The organism is Pseudomonas sp. NFPP04 (assembly GCF_900113815.1).
Classification (GTDB): domain Bacteria; phylum Pseudomonadota; class Gammaproteobacteria; order Pseudomonadales; family Pseudomonadaceae; genus Aquipseudomonas; species Aquipseudomonas extremorientalis.
In genome coordinates, this window is record NZ_FOQS01000001.1 from 474,968 (window position 1) to 499,494 (window position 24,527).

The 24,527-nt window shown below is 62.3% G+C and carries 12 protein-coding genes; 3 read left to right on the forward strand and 9 right to left on the reverse strand.

The window, feature by feature from the left end; genetic code table 11:
- The first annotated feature begins 114 nt into the window (after positions 1-114).
- The gene (locus BM017_RS02250) at positions 115-4,740 is read left to right on the forward strand and encodes a hypothetical protein (RefSeq protein ID WP_092241009.1); all 4,626 of its coding nucleotides are present in this window, start codon (positions 115-117) and stop codon (positions 4,738-4,740) included.
- On the opposite strand, the gene BM017_RS02255 is transcribed toward BM017_RS02250, so the two are convergent.
- Positions 4,727-7,825 carry a transglycosylase domain-containing protein gene (locus BM017_RS02255; RefSeq protein WP_092241011.1) on the reverse strand — a complete coding sequence of 1,033 codons (3,099 nt, stop codon included), beginning with the start codon at positions 7,823-7,825 and terminating at the stop codon, positions 4,727-4,729. The two genes, BM017_RS02250 and BM017_RS02255, sit on opposite strands and share 14 nt — an antisense overlap.
- Positions 7,826-8,202: 377 nt before the next feature.
- On the opposite strand from BM017_RS02255, the gene BM017_RS02260 reads away from it, so the two are divergent.
- Positions 8,203-9,621: an amino acid permease gene (locus BM017_RS02260; protein ID WP_092241013.1), complete on the forward strand. Its 1,419-nt coding sequence runs from the start codon at positions 8,203-8,205 to the stop codon at positions 9,619-9,621.
- 3 nt (positions 9,622-9,624) lie between these two features.
- Here the strand turns inward: BM017_RS02260 and BM017_RS02265 are convergent, their stop codons facing one another.
- The 5 genes from BM017_RS02265 to BM017_RS02285 all read right to left on the reverse strand — a co-directional run bounded on the left by BM017_RS02265 (position 9,625) and on the right by BM017_RS02285 (position 19,956).
- Positions 9,625-16,143 (reverse strand): NEL-type E3 ubiquitin ligase domain-containing protein, encoded by a 6,519-nt coding sequence (locus tag BM017_RS02265; protein ID WP_092241015.1) that lies wholly within the window; start codon positions 16,141-16,143, stop codon positions 9,625-9,627.
- Between the two features lie 64 nt (positions 16,144-16,207).
- Positions 16,208-17,335 (reverse strand): OpgC family protein, encoded by a 1,128-nt coding sequence (locus BM017_RS02270; RefSeq protein WP_071488675.1) that lies wholly within the window; start codon positions 17,333-17,335, stop codon positions 16,208-16,210.
- A gap of 132 nt (positions 17,336-17,467) precedes the next feature.
- Positions 17,468-17,764 carry a cupin domain-containing protein gene (locus tag BM017_RS02275; RefSeq protein ID WP_092241017.1) on the reverse strand — a complete coding sequence of 99 codons (297 nt, stop codon included), beginning with the start codon at positions 17,762-17,764 and terminating at the stop codon, positions 17,468-17,470.
- A gap of 67 nt (positions 17,765-17,831) precedes the next feature.
- Positions 17,832-19,451: an FMN-binding glutamate synthase family protein gene (locus BM017_RS02280; RefSeq protein WP_071488677.1), complete on the reverse strand. Its 1,620-nt coding sequence runs from the start codon at positions 19,449-19,451 to the stop codon at positions 17,832-17,834.
- Between the two features lie 82 nt (positions 19,452-19,533).
- Positions 19,534-19,956, reverse strand: coding sequence for a fibronectin type III-like domain-contianing protein (locus BM017_RS02285; protein WP_256575497.1), 423 nt, complete (start codon positions 19,954-19,956; stop codon positions 19,534-19,536).
- A 116-nt stretch (positions 19,957-20,072) separates the two neighbouring features.
- Between BM017_RS02285 and BM017_RS02290 the strand changes: the two genes are divergently transcribed.
- Positions 20,073-20,345 carry a type B 50S ribosomal protein L31 gene (locus tag BM017_RS02290; protein WP_071488679.1) on the forward strand — a complete coding sequence of 91 codons (273 nt, stop codon included), beginning with the start codon at positions 20,073-20,075 and terminating at the stop codon, positions 20,343-20,345.
- Positions 20,346-20,366: 21 nt separating this feature from the next.
- Here BM017_RS02290 and BM017_RS02295 read toward each other — a convergent pair whose 3' ends face one another.
- Genes BM017_RS02295 through BM017_RS02305 form a run of 3 tightly spaced genes read right to left on the reverse strand, consistent with a single transcriptional unit; the run spans position 20,367 to position 24,483 of the window.
- The gene (locus BM017_RS02295; protein ID WP_092241021.1) at positions 20,367-21,746 is read right to left on the reverse strand and encodes an ATP-binding protein; all 1,380 of its coding nucleotides are present in this window, start codon (positions 21,744-21,746) and stop codon (positions 20,367-20,369) included.
- Positions 21,743-23,557: a DAHL domain-containing protein gene (locus BM017_RS02300; protein ID WP_092241023.1), complete on the reverse strand. Its 1,815-nt coding sequence runs from the start codon at positions 23,555-23,557 to the stop codon at positions 21,743-21,745. The genes BM017_RS02295 and BM017_RS02300 overlap by 4 nt, the downstream gene beginning before the upstream one ends.
- Positions 23,554-24,483, reverse strand: coding sequence for a cytochrome-c peroxidase (locus BM017_RS02305; RefSeq protein WP_371914361.1), 930 nt, complete (start codon positions 24,481-24,483; stop codon positions 23,554-23,556). Before BM017_RS02305 ends, BM017_RS02300 begins: the two co-directional genes overlap by 4 nt.
- Between the last annotated feature and the right edge of the window lie 44 nt (positions 24,484-24,527).

Genomic DNA, 24,527 nt, shown 5'->3' on the forward strand with positions numbered 1-24,527 from the left:
TTGAAGTCGCCTGCGCTTTATTCCTGGGGCTCGGTCGGCGGTGTTAACTGTCTACGTCTTCGGAGGTGGCGCAAGGGATTAGCTTGAGGGGACCCACCCCATGGAGAGACCTGGATGCCCCTCACTGCCAGCGCCCTGCGCCAAGCTCATATTGAACAGATCGAAACCCTGTTCAACGACCCTCCCTCCTTGTTGGCAGTCGCCCTGGACAGTGCCCAGGCTTACCTGGACCGTCATTTCAGCGCGCGTAACGAGCACGCGCGATGGCTCCATATCGCAACCCCTGAAGATCACCCCGATGAAGGCGCCTGGCGCTATGCCTCATTGGCGCAGATGGTGGTGGAGCGCCTGGCGACTGCTCGGCCAGTGTTGCTGGTGCAGGACTATCAAAAGGTGGTCCGACGCGTACGCGAGGTGATTGAGCCGGGTGGGCCGAGCCTTGCCGAACTGGAGGTATTGATCAACGAATGCGGTAGCTTTCTGCTGGAGGCTTTTTCCCAGCGATTGCAGGCGTGGTGGCATGAGGCAATGCCCGTGGACAGCGTGCGCTGGGGGTATTTGTCCGATGAGTTGTTGGCGCTGTTCTACGATGCCCCCATGCCGCCTGGCATGAGCTCGGCGCGCTTTGCCGAGCTGTTTCCGAAAACCTTGTTGCGTGCGACCCGGCCCGACCGTGAGTGGAGCCTGCACAGCGCGGCATTGCGCGTGCAAACGCTGCACCTGCAGCAAAACCAGCTGCGCACGCTGCCTTGGCTGTTGCTTGAGCGGACCCTGGCGCTGGGGCGTTCGTCTTTGTTGGTCTACAACCCGGCCTCGGGAATCACCCCCATTGAAGCTATAGACGATATAGGGGCTTTGCTGGCTGCCGAGGTGGAACCGTCACCGTCAGGGCAAGTCGCACAGTGGTTTTCCCAGCCGGTGGAGGGGGACCCCTTCGATGCTTTGGCGGCCAGTTACCTGGAGCGGCAGTTGCGCGACCTCGACCGCATCGACCGCCGGGTGCCACGCACGCCCCAGGCTTTGCAACAGTTGCTGAACGACATCACTGACCCCTTTCACTGGTTTGTCGCGCGCCTGAGTTCTCTTCAACAGAAGTTGCGTGCTGGCTTGCCGCTGTGGCTGAGCCAGGCCGATGCCGCCGACAGTATCGCCTGTGCCCAATTGCTGCGTGGCTGGGTGCTGGCCGGGCATGCCGAGGGCGCACACGACTACCTGGAAGGTATCCCGACGATTGAGCAGTTTGCCATCGAGCAATTGCAAGGGTGTTTGAAGCAGCAGCCCTTGACGGCCAAGCTGAAAGCACAAGACATCAGCCTGCGGTTCGATCGCGTGATTGCCGCTGCCGTGCCGCTGCCGGGCGGCTTCATTGCCGGGGAAGTCGAACCCGTCACCGTGACACTGGTGCAATTGGCCCTGGAAAACCTCGCCGGCTTTCCACACACGCCCAAGTCGATCAGCCTCAAGGGCGAAAAGGCCCCGACGTGGTTGACGTACAACCTGCTGAGCACCTGCATCGAGCAGGTCGATATCGGGCAAGCCTATCCGCTGTTGCTCAAGCGCAAGCTGGTGGAGGACCAATCTGAAGCCACGCGCCGCCGGCGGTTGTTCAGCCGGCAACTGCGTAACCAACTGCCGCTGCTGGCTCTGCAATACAAAATCCAGGGGCTGCACGGCCTGACCCGCACCGGTTTCCTGCGCTTGCAGGCCGCGTTGCAAGCTACTCCGGCCCAACGCCTGCTCGATGGAAAAGGCATGGCCCTGTGGCCGCTGGCGTTTCGCGCTGCGCCCGATCAGGTGGCGGACGTGGTTGCCAACCAGTTCATCATCGGGCCCCAGGCCGGGCACGAAGGGCCGCACCTGTTGTACCGGCCACTGCTGAGCCCGACGTTGCAGGAGTATGAAAGCCTGGCGGCTTTGCTCGAGGCGATCAGGGCCCCTGGCGAACTGCAGGATCAGGTGCTGAGCTGGATAGATGCACGACGCCAGGCGATCTATGTCAAGGGTGGTTTCATCGAGCCGCACATCCGGCATTTTTTACCGACGGATGAGTTCACGGTCTACACCAAACCGGCTCCCGCACAACTGCACAAACAGGTGGTCGAGGGCGACCCGGCGCAACAGGTTTTCATTGCAACCGCCGAGGCGCTGGTGACCCTGGCCGACCGTCAGTCACAGTCCAATGCCGAACAGCGCTGGGCCACCCTGAAAAAACTCGGTTGGCTGCTGTTTACCAACCTGCTGCCGTTCCTGCGTGGGCCGGCGGCGTTGTCCGGGTGGCTGCTGCAGTTGACGGACAGCGTACGAGAGGATCTTCAGAGCCTGCACAGTACCGATGCCCAGGCGCGAGCCGCCGCCGTCACGGACATGCTGGTCAACCTGATAGCCGTGATAGCGCATCAGGCTGCCCCCCATGACGTGCACCGCCATCTGGACCTGGAACATCCGGCGTTTGCGCCATTGGCCCGCGCCGAACCGTTGCCTGCCGCGCCGGTGCGGGTGGTGGCCCCGGCATCGTTCAGTGCGCCGCTTGGCTGGGCCAACGCACGGGATACCCTGACCCCGGCCATGCAGGCGCGGCTGACGGCCTTGAGCCTCGAGTCGCAGCCCACGCCCGACGATCTGAAACAGGCTGAAGCCAGCGGTCCGTTGCAAGGGTTGTTGAAACCCGCATCGGCTGTCGGCGGGTACTGGCAGGCGCTGGTACGCGGGCGGGTCTATCGCGTTCAGATCCAACAGGGGCGGGTACGGGTGGTCAGTGCCACGGGCGAAATCCTGGGGCCCTGGCTCAAACACCTGGGCAACGGGCGTTGGGACCTCGACCTGGGCCTGCACCTGCGTGGCGGCGCGGCCGACTCTGCCCGGCAGGAAGCCCGCCAGGCAGCCAGTACACGGCGTGAAAGCCTGACCCGCGACTACCAGCAGGCACGCCAGGACCAGGCGCGGGCCCGCCAGGCGATGGCGGTGGCCCGTGCACTGGTCGAACAGCCTGAAGGCGCCATTGATGAGCAACGTCGGGTGCAAGCCCGGCAGCGTTATCACCAGGAAGCCGAACGCGCCTGTGGTTTCGCCCGCAAGGAACTGCACACCCTGCGCGCATTGCGCGAGTTGGCACCGCGCACGCGTTATGAAGAAGAGCTGTGCGGCGCCCTGGAGTCGGTTGTGTTGAGCACGCAATTGCTCAGCTCCCTGACCCGCGACCAGATGGTGGCAACCAACGCGCGACTCGATCCGGTGTTCAAATTGTTGGAGGACGAAACCGAGGATGAGGCTCAGTCCGACATCAACCGCCAGGCCCATGTGGAGTTGGGACAGGGCCTGCGCGAATTGGCGACGCTGCACGACCACGCTATTCACTGGCGAACCCTGGAGGACCTTCACCTGGACGAATTGCGGCAGGTTCCCAGGCTTGGCCGCGACAAGGCCGAGGCCTTGACGGCAGGCTTGCCCCCACGGCCATCGGTGCAGGACCTGCAAGCCCTGCAGTTCACCACGTTATGGGGTATCGCCATCGATGTGGCGGGGCCGCCTTTGGAGGACGCCTTCTTCGACAGCATCAGCGAAACCATCAACCGGGCGCGTCGGGCCAACCGTTCCATGGCGGACTTGCGTCACGTGGAGGTCACTGACCAGGAGCGCATCGAATTGCTGGAGAGCGTTGACCAGGTCTACGCGCAAACCGACGATCAGATCGAGTTCTGGCGGGCCATGGAGCCGGACAAGTTCAACGTGGATTACCTGCAAAAACTCCAGGCGTTACTGACACAGCTGCATCTGTACATCGAAGGCCAACTCAACGACCTGACGCAACCGGTCGCCAAGACCAGGCCACGGACCAAGCCGCCCGCACCCATACCAGGGGCAAGACGCAAGAAGATCATCCGCACGCGTAACCGCGACCTGTATGTTGCCCAACTGAGCGACCTGCCGTCCGACCACCCAGCCGCCGAACTGCGTGACCCTTCGGGCCAAGTCATCGCCGCCTTCACCGAAGCCGAAGACGGCGTGTGGGATGCCCGGCCGACACCCGCCCGGCGCCGCCCCGATCCGGCATTGAGCAGCCTGATGGAAAAAGGCGAAGCCCTGTTGGCGACGGTCGATAAAGCCATCAATCAGGTCAAGGCCATGATCCCTGGCGTCAACCAGCCGTCGAGCCTGCAATACCTGCTGGAGTCCCAGGCCACCCGTCGACGCTGGGTGGCCGAGGACATCAACAAGAAGCTGAGTGTGCTCGACAGTACGCGGCTGGCAGTGGTGCAACAGGCCAACGCCCGGGCCATGGTCAGCCGCTTGCACGCCTCGGTGGCGAGCCTGGAGGCCGCCGGCCTGGAGGCTCGCATACAGGCGAGCAAGGTACGGCCCATCACCCAGGACACGCTGGAGTTCCTGCATCGCCACCACGAGGTTCGGATAACCCGGCGCGGCGGGCGGGTGGCGCTCAAGGGGCACCGCGACGACTATCTGCAGGTCTACGCCGTCGTCGATGCCGCGAACGGCGAAGCGCTGTGTGTCGCCCATTTCCATTACCCGACGCAGAAGGCGTTGGACGATCATTTCGTGGCCGCCCACCTCAAGCGCCCCGAACAGGAATACCTGGGCCGCCAGGACCAGGCCGAAGTCGAGGCGGACAGGTTTGCGCGTATTCGTCGCGGGCAGACTGGTCAGTTGCAACCTGTGCCTGAGATCGAACGTCAAGCCATCTCCTTGGCCGTGGCCAGGCGTCTGTTTTTCAGCCTCGACTGAGGTCAGCGTTTGCCCGGCACAGGGTCTGGCTGCCGGGTTGCAAGTACGGCATCAGCAACGGCGCCATGCCCTTGAGCACCTGCACGGGCAGGGCCGAGGTGAAGGTGAAGTGCTCGGCGGATTGGCCGGGGACAAACGCGGTTAACGTGCCGAAGTGGTGTTCGCCCAGGTAGAACACAAACGTGGCAGTGCGGTTGATCGACTTGGAACTGAGGATGCGCCCACCGGCGCCGATGGCCTCGATGCGATTATCGCCGGTGCCGGTCTTGCCGCCCATGGCCAGCGGCGTGCCGTCGGCCAGCTTGAAACTGCCGGCGACGCGTTTGGCGGTGCCGGCGTCCACCACCTGGGACAAGGCGCCGCGCAGGGCCCTGGCGACCTCGACCGGGATCACTTGTTTGCCGGGTGCCGGGTCGTTGACGAAGCGTGTTTCGTACGGCGTGCCGGCGGCAAACAACAGGCTGTCGATACGCAGCACCTTGGGGCGCACCCCGTCGTTGAGAATAATGCCCATCAGTTCAGCCAAGGCCGCCGGGCGATCGCCAGAGCTGCCGATCGCCGTCGCCAGGGACGGCACCAGGTGATCGAAGGGGTAGCCCACGGCCTGCCAGCGCTGATGGATGTCGAGGAAGGCTTCGATCTCCAGCATGGTGCGAATGCGGCTGTCCCGCGCACTCTGGTGGCGGCTCTTGAACAACCAGCTGTACACCTCCTGGCGTTCGAACTGGCTGGCCTTGACCACCTCGCTGAACGTTGCCTCGGGATGGTTGAGCAAGTAGCCGAGCAACCACAGGTCCAGCGGGTGCACCTTGGCGATGTAGCCTTGGTCGGGCAGGTCGTAGGTGCCGGGGCCGTAGTCCTTGTAGAGTTTTTGCAGGCGTTCGTCGGTGAGTTTTTCGTGGGTCTTGATGCCGGCCAGGTGTGAGCGCACGAACAGGTTGAAGCTCGCCTGGCTGGCGTCGGGCAACAGGTAGCGGTGCACGGCTGCCAGGCGGATCGGCGTTGGGCGCAGGCTGTCGAGGAAGGTGTCCAGGCGTGCCTGGGTGTCTTTCTTCTGGTACTTCTTCCAGAACTTGCGCAGGAAGGTGGTGCCTTCGCGGTCAGCGAAACCGGCAAGGTATTCCTGGCGGCGCGGGTCGCTGTCGTCCTTGAGCAACTCGGCGCTGTTGTTCTCGCCCGAATAGGTGACATAGCGCACCACGTCGCGCATCAGCCGAATAAATGGCAGGTTGATCGATTCGCGCAAGGCGTCGCGCAGGGTCGGGCTGCGGCCGTTGTCCTGGCTGCGAAAGTTATGGAAGCTGTGCAAGCCGCCGCCGGTGAAGAAGCGCTCGCCGGGGCTGGCCGAGTAGGTGCGGTCCAGCGCCGCGTCGAGCATGACGGCCAGGGATTTGTCCGGGGCCTGGATCAGGTAATCGAGGGCCCAGCGGCTCAGGCGGTCCTGGTCGTCGACGGCGACTTTTTTCAGCGCGGCGGGGGCTTGTGCGGCGTACTTGCCGTGCAGTTCGGCGATGATTTGCAGGTAGGTGGTGAGCACCCGCAGCTTGGCGGTGGAGCCCAGCTCCAGCTTGCTGCCTTCGTTGATGTCGAAGGGTTGGTCGGTGTTGTCGGTCTGCACCCGCACTCGTGAACCGTCCGGGGTCAGTTCGAACAGGGTGAAGCTGTAGCGCACCTGGGCGGTACTGGCGGGGGTGAGCAGGCGCTCGCCGAGCAGGCCGATCTGGCGGGCATACTCGGGGTCGGCGAGGTGCTTGAGGTAGTCACTGACTTGGCCCTGCAACTGCGCTTGCAGGGTCGTGGTGGCGGACAGGTCCAGGCGGTCGAGGTCGTACAGCGGCCGGTCAAGTAATGCGGCCAAACGGCTGCGGGCCACACTGATGCCTTTATTGGTTTCTATTGGTTGAAGCGTGGGTTGTTGTGCCCAGTCGCGGTAAGTGACCTTGCTCGCCAGGGCGACCTTCAGCAAGTCAGGTCCGATCACGCCATTCTGGGCCAGTAGGCGTAAATGGCTGTCGGTCAGGTCGGCAAGTTCGTCCCGCCCTTTGGCGAGGTAATGGGAAGGACGACGCTGCGCGATGATCAACGACAGCACCTGACGCAACGCCAGGCCTTGCTGCGCATTCACTGGGCCGCGCAAGGCCTGGTTGACCTGGTTGAAGTCGGCGCCGTACCACACCCGCAAACCCTCGGCCATGCCATGCACTTCACCATGCCCGGGGACTGCCGACAGAGGTACGCTGTTGAGGTAATCGCGCAGGATATTCTTGCGTGCCGCCAGGGTCTCGGGGCCGTCGTGGTAGGCACGCACGGCGGCGGAAAACATCTGCCGCAATTTTTCTCCACCTGACACCGTCAGGCCGTCTGGTGAGTGACGGTATTTTTCCAACTGGGTCGCCAGGGTGCTGCCACCGGCACTTTGCCCCGGCAAGTGCAGCAGTTTGGCGACTTGCGACCAGGCTGCCTTGGCGAAGCGTGGCCAGTCCACGGCGGGGTTGGCCTGGGGTTGCGCGGGGTCGAGCAGGTCGCGGTTTTCGATGAACAGCAAGCTGTTCACGACCAGTGAGGGGATAGCCGTGAAGCTTGAGTACAACTGTTGCGGGTAGTCGTACCGATACAGCGGCACGGCGCGACAATCGGTGATGGAAAGTCCCGCCTGGATTTTTTCCGTGTAGGGCACGAACAGCCCTTTGGCGCTGTAGTCCATCAACGCGGGGGAAAACCGCGCCTGGGCTTCGATCACGTAGCCGCGCTTGAGCAAGCGCGGCAGGAATGTATCGAGGTCGCTGTAGCCCAGGCGACGATCGAATGGGCCTGCGCCGGGGTAAACGATCGCATCGCTGGGGCCGGGCCTGACGTCATAAGTCAGGTCGCGGGCCAGCCGGCTGAGTGCCTCGGCCTGCAGGTGCGAGGTGCGCATCTCCCCGGCGGCGGCAAAGCCCAGGGCGATCAGCGCCATCAGCACGATCAACCAGAACAGGCGACGCCCATGGCGCGGCCGGGGTTTACTTTCGGGTAAAGGCGCTGGGTCCGAACTGCCTTGTGGTTTCGCAGCCTTGGTCGATTCGGTTTGCCACAGTGCGCCCATAGTCGATTGATCCATTCACGCAGATTGATCGGACTTGCTTGAAGCGTAGTCGCTGGACGCTGCTTGTGAGGGAAATGTGTTTTTCGAGTCAGAACCTTCCGACGGTTATGGGGGCGGGCCTGCCGCGACGTTTTGCCGCTCAATGCAGGTCAGATGCTCCTGTTAAATTGCAAGACAGCGAGCACTTCCACTAAATTGCCTCGCTTTTATAGTGAAAGACCCTGCTCCGGGCTTTTTATACTGCACGCCCCGCTGATCTTGCCTGGCAAGAAGGGCCCGTCCATGAGGCGGCCCCGGTCTCGGCAAGGGTGCCGGCTTACCGGCCCGCGCCCTGGAGACTCGACGGACAATCCAATAACAAAATGAGGTTGTACCCTATGCCAGTCGGCAACCCACTGCCCCATGGCGAGACCGCTCAAGGCGGCCCGCTCAAACGCGAACTCGGTGAACGGCATATCCGCCTGATGGCGCTGGGCGCCTGCATCGGCGTCGGCCTGTTCCTCGGCTCGGCCAAGGCCATCGAAATGGCCGGCCCGGCGATCATGCTGTCGTACATCATCGGTGGCCTGGCGATCCTGGTGATCATGCGCGCCCTCGGCGAGATGGCCGTGCACAACCCGGTCGCCGGTTCGTTCAGCCGTTATGCCCAAGACTATCTCGGCCCCTTGGCGGGTTTTCTCACCGGTTGGAACTACTGGTTCCTGTGGCTGGTGACCTGCGTGGCGGAGATCACCGCCGTGGCGGTGTACATGGGCGTCTGGTTCCCGGATACGCCGCGCTGGATCTGGGCCCTGGCGGCGTTGATCAGCATGGGCACCATCAACCTGATCGCGGTCAAGGCGTTTGGTGAGTTCGAATTCTGGTTCGCCCTGATCAAGATCGTCACCATCATTGCCATGGTCATCGGCGGCGTCGGCATCATCGCCTTCGGCTTCGGCAATGACGGCGTGGCCCTGGGGATTTCCAACCTGTGGGCCCACGGCGGCTTCATGCCCAATGGCGTGCAGGGCGTGTTGATGTCGTTGCAGATGGTGATGTTTGCCTACCTGGGCGTCGAGATGATCGGCCTCACCGCCGGTGAAGCGAAGAACCCGCAAAAGACCATTCCCAGCGCCATCGGCTCAGTGTTCTGGCGCATCCTGTTGTTCTACGTGGGCGCATTGTTTGTGATCCTGTCGATCTACCCGTGGAACGAGATCGGCACCCAGGGCAGCCCGTTCGTGATGACCTTCGAACGGCTCGGTATCAAGACCGCCGCGGGCATCATCAACTTCGTGGTGATCACCGCCGCGCTGTCGTCGTGCAACGGCGGCATCTTCAGCACCGGGCGCATGCTCTACAGCCTGGCGCAGAACGGCCAGGCGCCGGCCACGTTCGGCCAGACCTCCAGCAATGGCGTGCCACGCAAGGCGTTGCTGCTGTCGATCTTTGCCTTGCTGCTGGGCGTGTTGCTCAACTACCTGGTGCCGGAAAAAGTCTTTGTGTGGGTCACCTCCATCGCCACCTTCGGTGCGATCTGGACCTGGCTGATGATCCTGCTGGCCCAGCTCAAGTTCCGCAAAGGCCTGAGCCCCGCCGAACGGGCAGGGCTCAAATACCGCATGTGGCTGTATCCGGTCAGTTCCTACCTGGCCCTGGCGTTCCTGGTGCTGGTGGTGGGCCTGATGGCGTACTTCCCGGACACTCGCGTGGCGCTGTATGTGGGGCCGGCGTTCCTGGTGCTGCTGACCGTGTTGTTCTACGTGTTCAAGCTGCAGCCGTTGAACACTGCCCAGGGGGCCACGCGTTCGGCGTGAGGCTCAATTGACCTGCTGTTGTGCCAGTTGCGCCGCTTCGGTCAACTGGCGCACCAGCCGATTGCGTTCGGCGATCTCCAACTCCATCAGCGATTGCCGACGTTCCAGGTAGGCTTCCGAGCGTCTGTTCGAGATCTCCAGGTTCAGGCTTTTCAATTGGTGACTCACGACGTTCTCGATGGTCGAGAAAGGTTCCGGGTAACTGCGGGCCAGGTACTCGATCCAGAACTCCTCCATCAGCACCGAGTTCTGCACTGCCTGGGTTCTCTCCAACCCGGCCAGACTATCGCGGGCTTCGACAATATCTTGCTCGTCGACCCAATCCTCCACGGAGTACAGCATCTCTTCGCGAAGAATCGGCAGGTTGTACTCATCGCGAAAACGCAGCCGGTAATACAGTTTCACCTCGGCATCGTCCGGATCTATCTCCTCTTCACGCAACTTTTGCAGGTGCGTATCGGCCAATTCATCCACTTTGCGCAGGTAGAACAGGCCTCTGGCAAGGCTCAGCAGATCGTGGTCGGCCTGGCTGCTGCCGGCCTGGGACCGGGCCTGGTGGACCTTGTGCTGAATCTCCATATCGATGAAGGCGAGGATGGCGCCATCGCCGCACGTACCGGCGACATAGGTGTTCAGGAAAATCTGCTCGCGCAGCTCGGTCGATTGGCCCATGGCCTCGAGCAGGTGCCAGACCCTGGTGGTCAGGGTTTGCTGGCTGGCCGGGCTGTGGGTGTAGGCATAGGACTGGATCAGGTCGCGCAGTACCCGGAACGCGTCATCCGACCTCGCCCCCTCGTGGTGTTGCAACTGCTCCCATAACTGTTGCCGTTCACTGTGCTGTGCGACAGGAACCCCGGCCAGCCAGCGGCTGAATTCCCTGGACATGGCTTGTTGGTGCAAGGTCCCCGGCAATGCGCCACCGATGACGATGCCGGTGCGATGACGGTAGTCGCGAATCCTGGCCAGGGTCGTTTCGCTCAATGGGTTGTCATGCAGGATGGTGTTGCGGTTGGTCGGCCCCATGCGCACGTCGGAAAACACTGCGTCAGGTACCGTGGTCAAGCGGTTTTCCTGCAATAACAGGGTGCGCAGGCTGCTGCGGGTTTCGGCGCCGATGGGCCACTGATCAATGTTGGTCTGACGCAACGACAGTACGCGCAGGCGGGTCATGCGGGAAATATCCGGGGTCAGGCCCAGGGGGTTACCATCCAGGTGGAGCTCGGCCAGTCGCGTCATACCGGCCAGTCGCTGGCGAGATTCGGCCGTCAGCACGATAGTGTTGTCGCTCAGGTCAAGGTTCTCAAGCTGGGTCATCTGCGTCAGGCTGGCGGGCAGCTCATTGAGCATGCAGTCGATTTTCAGGTGGGTCAGGCCGGTGAATTTGCCGAGGAAGGCGTTGCCGGTCTCCGGGAAGGCGTCGCCGTCGATGCGCAGGTATTCAATGTGCTCGAAGCCTCGGTTATTCAGGATGAAATCAGCGTCAGGCAAGCTGTTGCCGTCCAGGCGCAGCACCAGTTGGTGAGCGTCGAACAGACCCGTACCGCTGATATAGGCCACACGTGTTTCCTGGCGCCAGGCCCGCAGGATGCTGTCGGCCAATTGCCGACGCACGCCATAGTTCCGAGCGACCGGATCGGTGCGCGGGGCGTCGACGGCCTGGGGGGGACCGATCCAGCGTTGCAATTCGAATTGCAGGCCCTGGTACTCGGCTTTGCGGCGTTGCAATTCAATCAGGGCGGCGGGTTCGCTCATGCCCAGGCTGTCGATCAGTTCCTGCGCTCGGAATTGGCTGAAGCTGGGGTAGAGTTCACGCACCTTGCTCAGCAAGTCCACCGGCTGGTCCCCGCCGAATGGCCACAGCCCTCTCAATGAAAACGGATAGGCGATGAATGAGCTGTCCACCTGCATCGGCGGTTGCAGCCACGGCGGTATATGCCGTAGGCCGAGCAGGCCCTTGATTGCAATGCGCCGGTTCAACGCCAGCTCGGCAATCGCCTGTCGCAGGGGTGACAGGTCAACGCTGTCGGCAATGCCCAGTGCCCGGCACTCGGTTTCCGACAGCAGCAGGGCGATGGCGCTCAACAGGTCGCTGCCGACATCGGCGGGGTCGTTGAGCAAGCGGCCTTGCTTGTCATAAGCATGGAATCCGCCGTTGAATCGCGCCAGGGTGCGCCGATCGATACCGGCGAGGTGACCTGCGCGCTCCAGCAGACGGCCCCTGGCGTTGCCGTCGTGGATGTCCAGGCGTAGTTGCCGGGGCCAGCCGGGCAGTTCCTTGAGCAGGTGCAAGGTGATCCTTTCGCTGTCGGGGTTGGCCAGGGTCCTGAGGTAAAGGCCTTCGTAGGCGCGGTTCAGGCGCATATCGTCGGCGGTGAGCCGGGCCTGTTCGACCAGGCGCAGGCCGACCCGGCCATGGTCCTGCAGTTGCTTGAGTTCCCGTGGGGTGGCTTGGTCGAGAATGGCCCTGACCGCGCTACGGGGCAGTTGCGGGAAACTGGATTTCAAGCGCTGTTCCAGCCGGTTGCCACCTTGCTCGCTCTGGGCGTACAGGTTGTCGAACAGTTGCGCGCGTTCGCGGTAGGCATATTCGGCGATGGCCTTGGCCAGTTTGAACAGGCGTTCTTCCTGGGTGGCCGGGAGTTCGCCGAGCAAGGCGCGAGTCAAGGCATCGTTCTGCACCAGCTTTTTCAACGGTTCGCGACTGCGGCTTTCGGCCTCCGTGAGGCGTATTTTCTCGGTAGTGGGGTGGTAGCGGTACTGGCTGATCACGCGGCCGTTGTCGTCGACAACCTCCAGGCTGTGGCTGTCCGGCCAGGTAGGCAAGTGGCTGGCGAGCTGCAGTTGCAAGGACGGTCGCGCATTCTGTTGGGCAGAATAGGTGGTCATCGCCTGGATAAAGTGCAGGATGTCGCGCTCGATGCGAAAGCGTTTGCAGGTGTCTTCCAGCAACGGCGGTGGCGGCAATTGAGTGCTGTGCGACTCGCGCAGGGCCCGTGCCGGGGTATCGGTGATTTTCAGGATACGCGCGGCGGTGGTTTCGTCCACGTTGTAGTCCTGGGCTCCCAGGCGGTAGAGCAGGCGATGATCGCTCCAGGTCATCGGATTCTCGGTGGACAAGCGCCATGCGCCCCGACGGTTGTGTTCCAGAGTGGGCGTGTCGACGCCGATTTTTTCCGGGTGCTTGAGCCGCCACTTGCGCAGGCTGTTGTCATAGACAACCGGATACAGCGAGCCATAGAGCGGCAGCAGGGTTTGCCCGTCCAGGTCATACAGGCCATTGGCGCCCGCTTGCAAGTGTGCCGGCAGCACCACGTTCTGCTCGTACTGGTGCAACGAAAGGTCCAGGAGGCTGACATAGCCGCTGGGGCTGCGCTGGGCGCTCATCAGGTCGCCCAGGGTGGTGCGCAGCCCCTGGGCATCGGAAGCGGATTGCATACCCAGTTTCAAGCGTTCGTGGGGTTGCAGCACCGAGCCGATGGCCAGGTAGAAACTGTCGACGGCCGGCGATACCGGGATCGCTCCGCCGTTACGCATGTCGTAGGCTTCGTAGCGACCTTCGCCGTAGAACAGCAATTCCACCGTGGTGTCGTCGGGTCCGCTGGACTCGTAACGTTGCCCGGGATCGCCGCTGCTCATATCGGTGACCACGAAATGTCGTCCCAGGGTGTCGCGTAGCAGGCTGGCGGCGAACTCCCGTGCCCATTGATCGGTGTCCGGGTTGAATGCGCGGCGGTGGTAGAGGCCGTCGATGACCACATCGATACGCAGCGCGGTACGGTGATGCTCCAGGTGCTCGTGCAGGGCCTGCGGCAATTTGCCGGTCTGCAGCAAACGCGCCTGCTCAGGCTCGCTCAAGGGCATGTCGTTGAGCAACTGTGCCAGGTTTGCCGGGGTCAACGGGGCGAATCGCTCGCGCAGAGTCTTCAGCACAGGCGTGACCTCCACCAAAGGAGGCGCGACCTTCAGCGGCGTAAAGAGGCGCGCGGGATCGCTGGCCGGTACTTCATGCCGGGCATGGCCGGCGTAGCGGTACAGCGCGCTGAACAGCGCCAACCGCCGGGCCTGGGCCAGCTCGCTGATTTGCAGGCGCACGCGGGCGATGCGTTGCGCCGTGGTCAAATGCGGGCTGCCTTCTTTGCCCAGTACCGAACCGGAAGGCTGTTGCTCAAGGATCAGCTCGAACAACGGCTCCTGGGAGACGACGGTGGTGTCCGGACCGTCCAGGGCGATATAGGTGCCATCGTCGCGGCGCTTGAGCTTGATAACGGCGCCCGTGGCCGGTGGGGTATCGGCGGCGGCATAGGTTTCGATGAGCGTGCCTTGGGCGTCATGCACCTGGAGGGACGCATCTGCTGGCCAGCCGGGCACGTGAGGCAACAGGCACAGCACCGCCCCATCGGCATGGGGCGGCAGGTGGCCGCGGCGGTGAAAGTCGCTGATCAACTGGTCTATGACCCGGTCAACCTGCAGGCGCCTGACGCCTTCGGTGAGGTTGACGGGGGCGGGCTCTCCGGCCCAGACGTTGTCCAGGGTGGCGCGGCTGGGCGAGATGCTGCGCAGCATGCGTTCCAAGTCGAGCCTGGGCACCGGGCTTGAGCCATTGGGCAGCATGCGCTCGATCAGTTGCACGTCGGACAGGTCATGGGCGTTTCTCAAGTCCAGGGTCCAGGCTTGCAAGGCGGGGTCGAACACGATCGGCGGCGCTGCGTCGCCGCGGTTTTCCTGCTTGAGCACGAACCTGAGGGTCTTGGCGTCATGGCTGATTTCCACGACGCGTCGCTCTTTACCGTAGTTCCACCAGGCGTACTGCTGCCCGTTGATCTGGTACACGCCCTGGGCATTGGGCGTCTGACCATTGAGCAGGTTCTGATCGAGAATGGCGTAGGGGCCTATGTCCGGTTTCCAGAGCACCCCGGTTTCGTCGTTGCGCATCAGCTTTTGCGGGTTGCCCAGGCGTTGCAGCAAACCTTGGATGCGTAGCCGATGCACCCGCCCGGCGGTGGTGATCAACAGACCGTTGATTGCCAGGTCCATCACATCCGCCAATGCGGCGGCAAAGTCCATGGGCTGGCCCTTCGCGGCTTCATTGATACCGACGATCGTGCTGTAGGTGAGGCTGCCGAATACCGCCGCCTGCATCACCCGGTTCAGGCCGGTGACGCCGCCGGGCATGGGCGTCAGCAGCAATTGCAGGATTTCGTCGGCGATGGCGGCAGCGCCGTCCATGACGGCCTGCAAGTCGCGGGTCGAGCGGCTGGTGGCCAGGGTGGAGAGATTGGCCTGGTAGTGTTGGACGTGACGGTATGTGAGGGCTTGCACCAGGGTTTCGGGACGCCCGTGCTTGGGGTCTGGGCTGAAGCGCAGGCTGTCCAGGGTCTTGGCCGGGAACAGGCGATGGAACGTGTCGTACAGGAAGCCGGCGAGGGCGCTGAGGTGCTCCGGGCGTCGCTCCTGCTGGTCGAGGCGCTTGAACGCCGTCATTTCGGTCACGGGCAGTTGTCGTGCGAACCAGCCCAGGTCATGTTGGCGGTGGCTGTCCTTGAGTTGCTGCATGAAGTGCGCGTGGGCCGCGTTGCTGTCGATGTGATAGTGCAGCGCACCGCCGGGACGGAACGGGAAGTAGGACACTACCCCGAGGCTGCCCACCCGGATCAGCAGCAGCGGCACCGGGATGGTCTCGCCGGAGGGCACGAACGGCACCGCCGGCAGCAGCGTGATGCCGGTGCTCATCCCAAGTGTTTCGAATTCCAGCGCCGCGCCACTGCCATCAATGGCCTGGGTCAGGCGGTGGTAGAGTTCAAGGGTGACGCCTGTCACGGCGCGGTTGCGATAGGCTTCCAACGCTTCGAAGAGCAGGCAGGCACGGGCGCTGTCCTGCAGCAACTGTTGCAGTCTCCCGTCCCGGCCCAGGGCTGCATCGAGCGTGCGTTGCAGTTGCCCGCCCAGGTCCAGCTCGCGGGCGATCTCGACAAAACCCTGGACGGTCAACACCGGGTTTTCATTGCCCGTGAAGTAGGAGGCATCGACGAAGGTACTGCCCTGGCGTTGCGGTGTGCCGGTGGTGAAGTCGAAGTTCAGGCACGCGGCGTCCCACAACGAGAGGGTGGACACATGGGAGCGGTATTTCCATTCATCGTATGCCCGGCGAAAACGCCGCCGTTCCCGGGAGAGGCTGGTGGAACTGGTGCGCGGTTCCCAGGGCATCGGCGGCTGCACCTGTTCCAGGTAGCGGGTGTGCAGGAACACGCGCTTGGGGTCCTGGTTGCCGATGCGTGCGCGCAATTGGGCCTGCCCCCACGTCTTGAACGTGCCGATCAGGGCGTTGTTTTCTGTCTCTACCGCTTTCAGGGCCTGGAGAGCATTGCGTTGCAGCCGCACATAATCGCGCTGCTGGTCAGGGCTCAGGGTGTTCAGTGTGCGCGTGAGGGTTTCACGGATCTGCTCCAGGGCTTGCTGTCGGCCCCAGGCATCACTCGATTGCAGGTTGCCCGACAGGCCGTTGAGCAGTTGATGGGTTGGCATGGGCCATTTCCTTTCACGGGTTAAGTGGAAGGAAATGGAATCACCCTGCCGGTTTTGCCGGGCGCTACCTATGTAGCGCGGGCTTGGGGGCCGAGTCCAGGCGCTTGAGCATGTCCAGCCACATAGCCAGGCCGACCATCAACAGCGCACCGGCCACGGCGGTCGCCAGTTGCATGGCGACGGCATCGTGGGCCAAGGCGTTGATCATGTCTGCCAGGGGCGCCAGCACGACCCCAAGGCAAAACACTTCCAGGGAGTAGCGGCCCATGCGGCACACCTCAGTGGCAACGCGGTTCTGCGTCCAACCGACGTGGGGCAACAGCTTCGCCGTAACGTAGGCCAGGGCGAGGAAGTGCACGAGGCGCACCGGTGACAAATCGGTCTTGCTGATCGGGTACAGCCCATCACTGAGCCAGGCCGGCATCCAGGCGTCATGCACGTGCGGCCAGCGCCACGACAGGGTGATCACCGCCGCCAGCACTACATACAGGGCACATGCGACAAACAGCGGCTGGCGCGACAACGGGCGTACCTGCACAGGTTTCGGCCGCTGGCTGTACACCGCCGCCGCGCCGCCAAGCACGAACAGCAACTGCCAGGTGACCGGGTTGAAGTACCACACGCCGTCGGCAATCGCGCGCAGGTTCCAGCCCATCCAGGGCGCCATCAAGTAGATCGCCAGCGACACGGCCACCACGGCCTCGACCCTGCGCATCATCATCGGCAGCACCAGCGGCAGGCCGCCCAACAGCACGATATACAGCGGCAGCGGGTCCATCAGGTTGGGCTTGAAGCGCAGCAGCAGTTCGTCGGTCAGCGCCTGCTGGGGGTGGGTGACGAAGTGCGTCAGGCCCATCTCCTCGACCAGGTCGCGGGTTTCCACATGGCTGTTGGCGAAGAACACGATGCCCATCAGCAGCGCCAGCAAAAAGATATGCACCACATACAGCACCCAGGTGCGTCGCAGGATTTTCAAACTGGCCAGCCAGTAACCGTCGCGCTGCAGGATCTTGCCGTAGGCGAGCACGGCGGCAAAACCGGCGAGGAACACGAACACCTCCGCCGCGTCGCTGAAACCGACGTTGCGCAAGGTGATCTGGCCGAGAGGGTTGTGGGGGACGTGATCCCAGAAAATGAAGATCAACGCCAGGCCCCGAAAAAAATCGATGCGTGGGTCGCGTCCGTCAGGCATGGCTACGGGCTCTTGAATGTCAGGTTTAACAAGGACAGGTGAGCGTGGGCGTTGTCGTACGCCGCACGTCGGGCGGGCGCAGGTTGGCGGTATTTGTAAGCAATTGCAAAGGTTGGATATTACTGAATGTCTCTAGACATCAATGATGACCAGTGTGCCATGGCTGCCGGCGAGCACTGCGTGGGCGATACCGGCTTCCACAAGGTACATCTGGCCGGCGCCTACCCTGATTTCGTCGTCGCCGATGCTCAGGCGCAACAGGCCATCGATCACCAGCAGGCCTTCGTTGTAGTCATGGGTTTCTACCTCGTACGCCTGCTCATCCATACGCAACACCTTGATCCACGCGGGGCCAACCTGGCCCAGACGCTTGGATTTCCAACTCTCGGGTAGTTGCGCGGCCATGGCGGAAAAGTCCAGTAACGGCATGTGAATCTCCTTGTTTCAACGATGCCGTCGGTGGTCCGGTTCAGCGGTGAGGGGCGTTATCTTGATATCACGCGGCGCTGGCTTCGTGGGGTTCAAAGCTGTCCGCCCGCGCCATCTGCCACATCCGCGAATAGAACTCGCCATTCACCTCACCGGTCAACAATTCGCCCGGCTTGAGGAACACATGCAACTGCGAGAACAATTTGATCTCGGTCGCCGACATGCGTCGCACCAGGTGCTTGGCCGACAGTTGCGACGGATGCTCCAGGCCCGCCGCCGCGAGCATTTCCGCCAGGGCCTTGAGGGTGTTGCGGTGGAAGTTGAACACGCGCTGGGCCTTGTCCGGTACCACCAGGGCGCGCTGGCGCAGCGGGTCTTGAGTCGCCACGCCGGTCGGGCATTTGTTGGTGTGGCACGACTGGGACTGAATGCAGCCAATGGCAAACATGAAGCCGCGCGCCGAGTTGGCCCAGTCGGCACCGATGGCCAGTACGCTGGCGATATCGAACGCGCTGACGATCTTGCCGCTGGCGCCGAGCTTGATCTTGTCGCGCAGGTTCAGGCCCACCAGGGTGTTGTGCACGAACAGCAGGCCTTCACGCAGTGGCACGCCGATGTGGTCGGTGAACTCCACCGGCGCGGCCCCGGTGCCACCTTCCTTGCCATCGACCACGATAAAGTCCGGGAGGATGCCGGTTTCGAGCATGGCCTTGGCGATGCCCATGAATTCCCACGGGTGGCCCAGGCAGAACTTGAAGCCTACCGGTTTGCCGCCGGACAGTTCACGCAGTTGCGCGATGAACTGCATCAATTCGATCGGTGTGGAGAACGCGCTGTGACGCGACGGCGAGATGCAGTCTTCGCCCATCAGGATGCCACGCGTGTCGGCGATTTCCTGGGTGACCTTGTGCTTGGGCAGGATCCCGCCGTGGCCGGGTTTGGCGCCCTGGCTCATCTTGATTTCGATCATGCGCACTTGCGGGTTCTGCGCCTGCACGGCGAAGCGCTCAGGGTCGAAGCGGCCATCGCTGGTGCGGCAACCGAAGTAACCGCTGCCGAGTTCCCAGGTCAGGTCGCCGCCGTTTTCGCGATGGTAAGGGCTGATGCTGCCTTCGCCGGTGTCGTGGGCGAAGTTGCCGAGCTTGGCGCCCTGGTTCAGCGCACGAATCGCGTTGGCGCTCAGCGAGCCAAAGCTCATCGCCGAGATATTGAACACCGATGCCGAATACGGCTGCGTGCACTGCGGGCCGCCGACCATCACGCGAAATGCGCTGGGGTCGCTGAGCGGCGCCGGGCGCATGGAGTGGCCGATGAATTCGAAGCCCGACTGGTACACGTCGATCAGGGTGCCGAAGGGTTTGTCGGCGGTTTCGTTCTTCGCCCGCGAGTAGACCAGCGAGCGCTGGGCGCGGGAGAAGGGCAGGGCATCGCTGTCGGATTCGAGCAGGTACTGGCGGATTTCCGGGCGGATGGCTTCCACCAGGTAACGGATATTGCCCAGGATCGGGTAGTTGCGGCGCACGGCGTGGGGGCTTTGCAGCAGGTCGAACAGACCGATCAGGCTCAACACGCCGGTGACCACCGTGATGGGCCACAGCCATTCGTGTTCGATAAAGGGCAAGCTGGCAAGGGTGAACAGGACGCACACGGCAAAGAAGGCGTAACGGCTTAACAACGACAGGCTCATACGGTTTCCTTGGGTTCAGACTCTTTTGGTCGGTACGGCATTCTGCGCCTGTAAGGAAACCCTAGACAACCTGTGGGAATATTCAATTTGGCACGCTGGGTGAGACGGACTGGCCCGATATAGAGAGCTTGCGGCTATCAGTGACTTCGACGTGGGCCTGGTTGTCGGTGGTTGAGTCACCCCCGACAAAAACAGTAAAGGTGCCGGCCTCCACCACTGGCGCCAAATCCGCACCCAGTAAGGCAAAGTCATTTTCATCGAGTGTGAAAACCACTTCCCGGGTTTGGCCGGCTGCTAAATGCACTTTGCGAAAGCCGCGTAACTGGCGTACCGGGCGGGTGACGCTGGCGACAGCGTCCCGCAGGTAAAGCTGAACAATTTCGTCGCCTGCGCGTGGGCCGGTATTGGTGACGCTGGTCGTTACAGTCAAGGGCTGGCTGGAGCCGAGGCGCGTGCTGCTCAATTGAGGCAACTCGCTTGCCTGGAGTGTCTGGTTAGCAACCAACAACGTCTGCTGTGAGTTCTGACAGGTATATGCTTATTGCAATCTGTTCTCGTTTGGGTGTGTGGATTGTGTTACTGTATAACGCATCAAATGCACTCAAACGCCCCGGAGGCCTTATGAAAGCTGGTATCCATCCCGACTACCGCACCGTGCTGTTCCACGACACCGCCGCCGACGTGTTTTTCCTGATCGGCTCCACCGCCGACAGCGACCGCACCCATAAACACAGTGACGGCAACACTTACCCGTATATTCCGTTGGACGTGTCCAGCGCCTCGCACCCGATCTACACCGGCCAACAGCGCAAGACCCAGGCCGAAGGCCGCATTGCCGGGTTCAACAAGCGGTTCGCGTCGTTTGGCTCTAGCCCGAAAAAAGCCGAGGCCTGAGCGACATGATGGCGGCGTGTCCTACGCCGCCGTCTGCCGGATCGGCAAGACCACTCTAAATTTCGTACCTTTGCCCAGTTCGCTGCTGACGGAAATATCGCCCCGGTGTTTCTTGACGATGCCGTAGGACAGCGACAGGCCCAGCCCTGTGCCTTCACCCACCGGTTTGGTGGTGAAGAACGGGTCGAAGATTTTCTGCACGGTCTCAGGCGCAATCCCACAGCCGTTATCGGCCACTTCCAGCCATACATGCTCGCCTTCCACGCCATTGCTGATGGTGATGGTGCCGCGCTCGGGTCCCATGGCTTGCGCAGCATTGATCACCAGGTTCATCACCACCTGGTTGAGCTGGGATGCCAGGCACTCGATTTCCGGTAGCGGGGCATAGTGCTTGACCACATCGGCCTTGTACTTGAGTTCGCTGGCGACGATGTTGAGCGTGGAGTCGATGCCCTGTTGCAGGTTGGCAAATTGCCAGGTCTGGTCGTTGTCCACCCGGGAGAAGTTCTTCAGGTCCTTCACAATCTGTATCACACGGCTGATACCTTCCTTGGATTCCCTGATCAGGATCGGAATGTCTTCCTTGAGGAAGTCCAGTTCCACCTCGTCGCGCATCGCCTTGAGTTGATCGCGCTGTGTTCCCGGCGCAAGGGTTTGCTCGACCGTCCGGTAGGCATCCAACATCTGTTGCAGCTGGTTGAAATAGCCATCCAGGGTGCTGAGGTTGGAGGAGATAAACCCCACCGGGTTGTTGATCTCATGGGCCACGCCCGCCGCCAGTTGCCCCAGCGACGCGAGTTTTTCCGACTGCACCAATTGGCTTTCCAGGTGCTTGCGCTCGTCGATCTCCAGTTGCAACGCCTGGGTGCGCTGTTCCACCAACTGTTCCAGGTGCGCGGTTTGCAGGGAGGCACGCCGGGCCATGTCCCATTTGTTGGCCAGGGTGTTGGCCATTTGCTGGACTTCGATATTGTCGAAAGGCTTTTTCAGGATCAGCAGGCGATCATGGGCGTGCAGGCGCTCCAGCAGGTCTTCCCAGGAATAGTCCGAGTAAGCGGTGCACACCACCACCTGCAGGCCGGGCGCGACTTTCCAGAGTTCCTCGATGGTTTTCGCGCCATCCCAGCCCTGGGGCATGCGCATGTCGACAAAGGCCAGGGCGTAGGGTTGTTTGTTTGCCATGGCCGTGACGAGTAGTTGCAGGCCTTCCTCTCCACCGTATGCCGAATGCAACTCGAACACCTGGGCCTGGGCTTTGGCCGTGTCGCCGAACAGGGCCGACTCCATGTCATCCAGCGCCTGGTTGGATTCGACGGCTGGCATCAGGATTTTGCGAAAGTCGTCATGGATCGACGGCGTGTCATCGATCAACAAAATGCGCCGGTTGGGAGGCTGGTTCATGGGGGGCTTCCGGCAAGAGTGAGAGGAATCGTCAAGGTAAACACCGCACCCAGGCCAGGCCCATCGCTGTGTGCGCTGAGCTGGCCGTTCATTTCCACGGCGGCCAGGGCGCAGCTGTGCAGGCCGAAGCCGTGGCCTTCCTTGCGGGTGGTGAAGCCGTGGGTGAAGATCCGGGTCATATTCTCGGGCGGAATGCCTTCGCCCTCGTCTTTCACGCTGATTTGCAAGGTGTCATCGGCACCCGGCTGGACAACCAGGGTCATTTGTCGTGGCCGGTCGGTGAGGTTGGACATGGCGTACTTGGCGTTGCTGATCAGGTTGACCATGATCAGCAACAGCCGGTGCTTATCCCCCAGGATTTCCGGCACCCGTGCGTACTCCTTGACCACCGTGACGTGGTGACGGCTCAGGGCACCGGCATTCATGCGCAAGGCATCTTCCATCAAGGCACTGATGTTGACCGGCTCCAGCAGCGTGGACGCACCGGCGTAGGATTGTTGGGTGGCGACGATGTCCTTGATGTGGTCGACGCTTTTGCTCAACTGCGCCAGTTCCTCGGTCATGCCCTGCTGTTCGGCGGCGATGGCCTCCACCAACTGGTTCAAGTAGCCGGGCAACAGTTTGCCCTTTTCATCTTCGGTAAGGAACGTGCCCAGGTCAGCCTGGCGTTCGTTGATCAACTGCATGGCTTTGCCCAGGCCCAGGGCCTTGCTGCTACGCAATTTGCGGCTGACCAGGTCGGCGGAAATGTTCACGCTGTTGAGCACATTGCCGACGTTGTGCAGCACGTTGGTGGCGATCTCGGCCATGCCGGCCTGGCGGGCGCTGTCCATCAGTTCACTCTGGGCATCCTTGAGCTGCCGCGTACGCCGCTCCACGCGTTGCTCCAGGGTTTCATTGGCCGCCTGCAAGGCGCGGTTGACCCGGTTGATCTCGGCGAAACTGCGCAACAGGCGCACGGCCAGATAGAGCAACAGCACCACCAGCAAGGTCGAGAAAATCAGCAGGTAACGGTGGTATTGATGGTCGACCAGGTCGGCCGTCTGCTGGTCCTGGTTGAGATGGGTGGTCAGGTCATCCAGGCGTTCGGCCACGGGCACCGCCGCGATTCGTTCGAGCAGGCTGTTGACCAAAGGCTGTTCGCGCAGGATCAGCGAAATATGATTGCTGAGAATATCGACCGGCGCCTGGAACTCGACAGGCAGCAACTCTTTGTTGACGGCCAGCTTGCCCAGGCCGACGAGAATGTCGGCGGCTCGATCACCGCTGGTGACCTGGGCGAACTCCAGGCTGCTGAGCAGCAGGTCGTAGGTGTCGGTGGCCACGCTTTGCAGTTGCGCCTTGCCCTCATCGTCCACCCGGTTGAATTGGGCCTGGATATCGTCCTCGGCAGTCGGGAGGAAGGCCAGCGAGTTGCGCAGCACCGCGTTGTGGGATTTGAACTGGTCCACCAACCGGGCCTTTTCCTGGATGGCCGCCTCATAGGCTTGTTGATCGGCCTGCCAGCGGGGCAGGTCGGTGGCCTCGTGGTAGGAACCGCGGCTTTTCAGCTCGGTCCACAGTCGGGTCATTTCCAGCAGTGGCGCGACCAGGGGGTCGTAGTTATGGGTAATAGAGATCCTGGCCTTGAGCACCTCACTGTCCCATTGGGCATTGAGTTGCTGGAGTTGCCGGATCAGGTCCCGCGAGTGAGTGTAACTGGCTGTCTGGTCACGGCCTGACTTGAAGTACAGAAAGACCAGCGTCGAGGCCAGCAGCACGGTGATCAGGCCGAGCAGCAGTTGGCTGGTACGGCGTCTGGACAGGGTCATAGTGGTTTGCCCGCCCATTCGCCCGTCAGGGTCTTGAGGAATTGAATGATCAGGTCCTTGTCTTCCTGGGACGGGTTGCGCCCCAGTTGATACTTGAACATCACATCGACCGCTTCTTCCAGGGTCCTGGCCGAGGCGTCGTGAAAGTACGGGGCGGTGACGGCTACATTGCGCAGGCTGGGCACCTTGAACACATGGCGGTCCTCTTCGTCCTGGGTCTGCAGGTAGCGCCCAAGGTCCGACTCCACCGGATTGCCCCGTGCCTTGAAATAGTCGCCCATCACGCCGAACTTCTGGAACATGTTGCCGCCGATATTGACCCCCTGGTGGCAAGCAATGCAGCCGTAGTCCTTGAAGCGTTGGTAGCCGTACTTTTCCTGGGTCGTGAGGATCTCGGTGTTGCCCAGCAGGTACTGGTCGAATCGCGAGTTGGGTGTCAGCAGGGTGCGTTCATAGGTGGCCAGTGCGTTTTGCACATTGGCGGCGGTGACGCCGTCGGGGTAGGCCTGGCTGAACGCGGTCTGGTAGGCAGGCATGGCGGACAGGTTCTGCACCACGGTTTTCCAGTCACTGCCCATTTCCACCGGGCTGATCACCACCTGTTCGACCTGGGCTTCCAGGGTATCCACCCGGCCATTCCAGAACTGCTTGAAGTTCAGGCTGGCGTTGAATACCGACGGCGTGTTGATCGCTACCGGCTTGCCGTCGAAGCCAAGGGAAAACGGCTTGTCGTCGGCACCGCCGGACGCCAGTCGATGGCAACTGGCGCAGGAGAGGGTGCCGTTGACCGACAGGCGCGGTTCGTTGAACAGCTGGCGACCCAGCTCGACCCTGGCCGGGTCCAGCGCCGGAACCGCAGGCAGCGGTTTGAGCGCTTCATCCAGTGGTGCGGCCAGCAGCGGTGCCGCCAGGCCCAGCATGAACATCAGGCCAAGACGGTAAGTTGAGACATCGCTCAAGCGAGCACTCC

What these genes read in the sequence shown, in the direction of transcription:
- BM017_RS02250 (WP_092241009.1), top strand. Translation starts at nt 115, where the DNA reads ATGCCCCTCACTGCCAGCGCCCTGCGCCAAGCTCATATTGAACAGATC.
- BM017_RS02255 (WP_092241011.1), bottom strand. Translation starts at nt 7,825, where the DNA reads ATGGGCGCACTGTGGCAAACCGAATCGACCAAGGCTGCGAAACCACAA.
- BM017_RS02260 (WP_092241013.1), top strand. Translation starts at nt 8,203, where the DNA reads ATGCCAGTCGGCAACCCACTGCCCCATGGCGAGACCGCTCAAGGCGGC.
- BM017_RS02265 (WP_092241015.1), bottom strand. Translation starts at nt 16,143, where the DNA reads ATGCCAACCCATCAACTGCTCAACGGCCTGTCGGGCAACCTGCAATCG.
- BM017_RS02270 (WP_071488675.1), bottom strand. Translation starts at nt 17,335, where the DNA reads ATGCCTGACGGACGCGACCCACGCATCGATTTTTTTCGGGGCCTGGCG.
- BM017_RS02275 (WP_092241017.1), bottom strand. Translation starts at nt 17,764, where the DNA reads ATGCCGTTACTGGACTTTTCCGCCATGGCCGCGCAACTACCCGAGAGT.
- BM017_RS02280 (WP_071488677.1), bottom strand. Translation starts at nt 19,451, where the DNA reads ATGAGCCTGTCGTTGTTAAGCCGTTACGCCTTCTTTGCCGTGTGCGTC.
- BM017_RS02290 (WP_071488679.1), top strand. Translation starts at nt 20,073, where the DNA reads ATGAAAGCTGGTATCCATCCCGACTACCGCACCGTGCTGTTCCACGAC.
- BM017_RS02295 (WP_092241021.1), bottom strand. Translation starts at nt 21,746, where the DNA reads ATGAACCAGCCTCCCAACCGGCGCATTTTGTTGATCGATGACACGCCG.
- BM017_RS02300 (WP_092241023.1), bottom strand. Translation starts at nt 23,557, where the DNA reads ATGACCCTGTCCAGACGCCGTACCAGCCAACTGCTGCTCGGCCTGATC.
- BM017_RS02305 (WP_371914361.1), bottom strand. Translation starts at nt 24,483, where the DNA reads ATGTTCATGCTGGGCCTGGCGGCACCGCTGCTGGCCGCACCACTGGAT.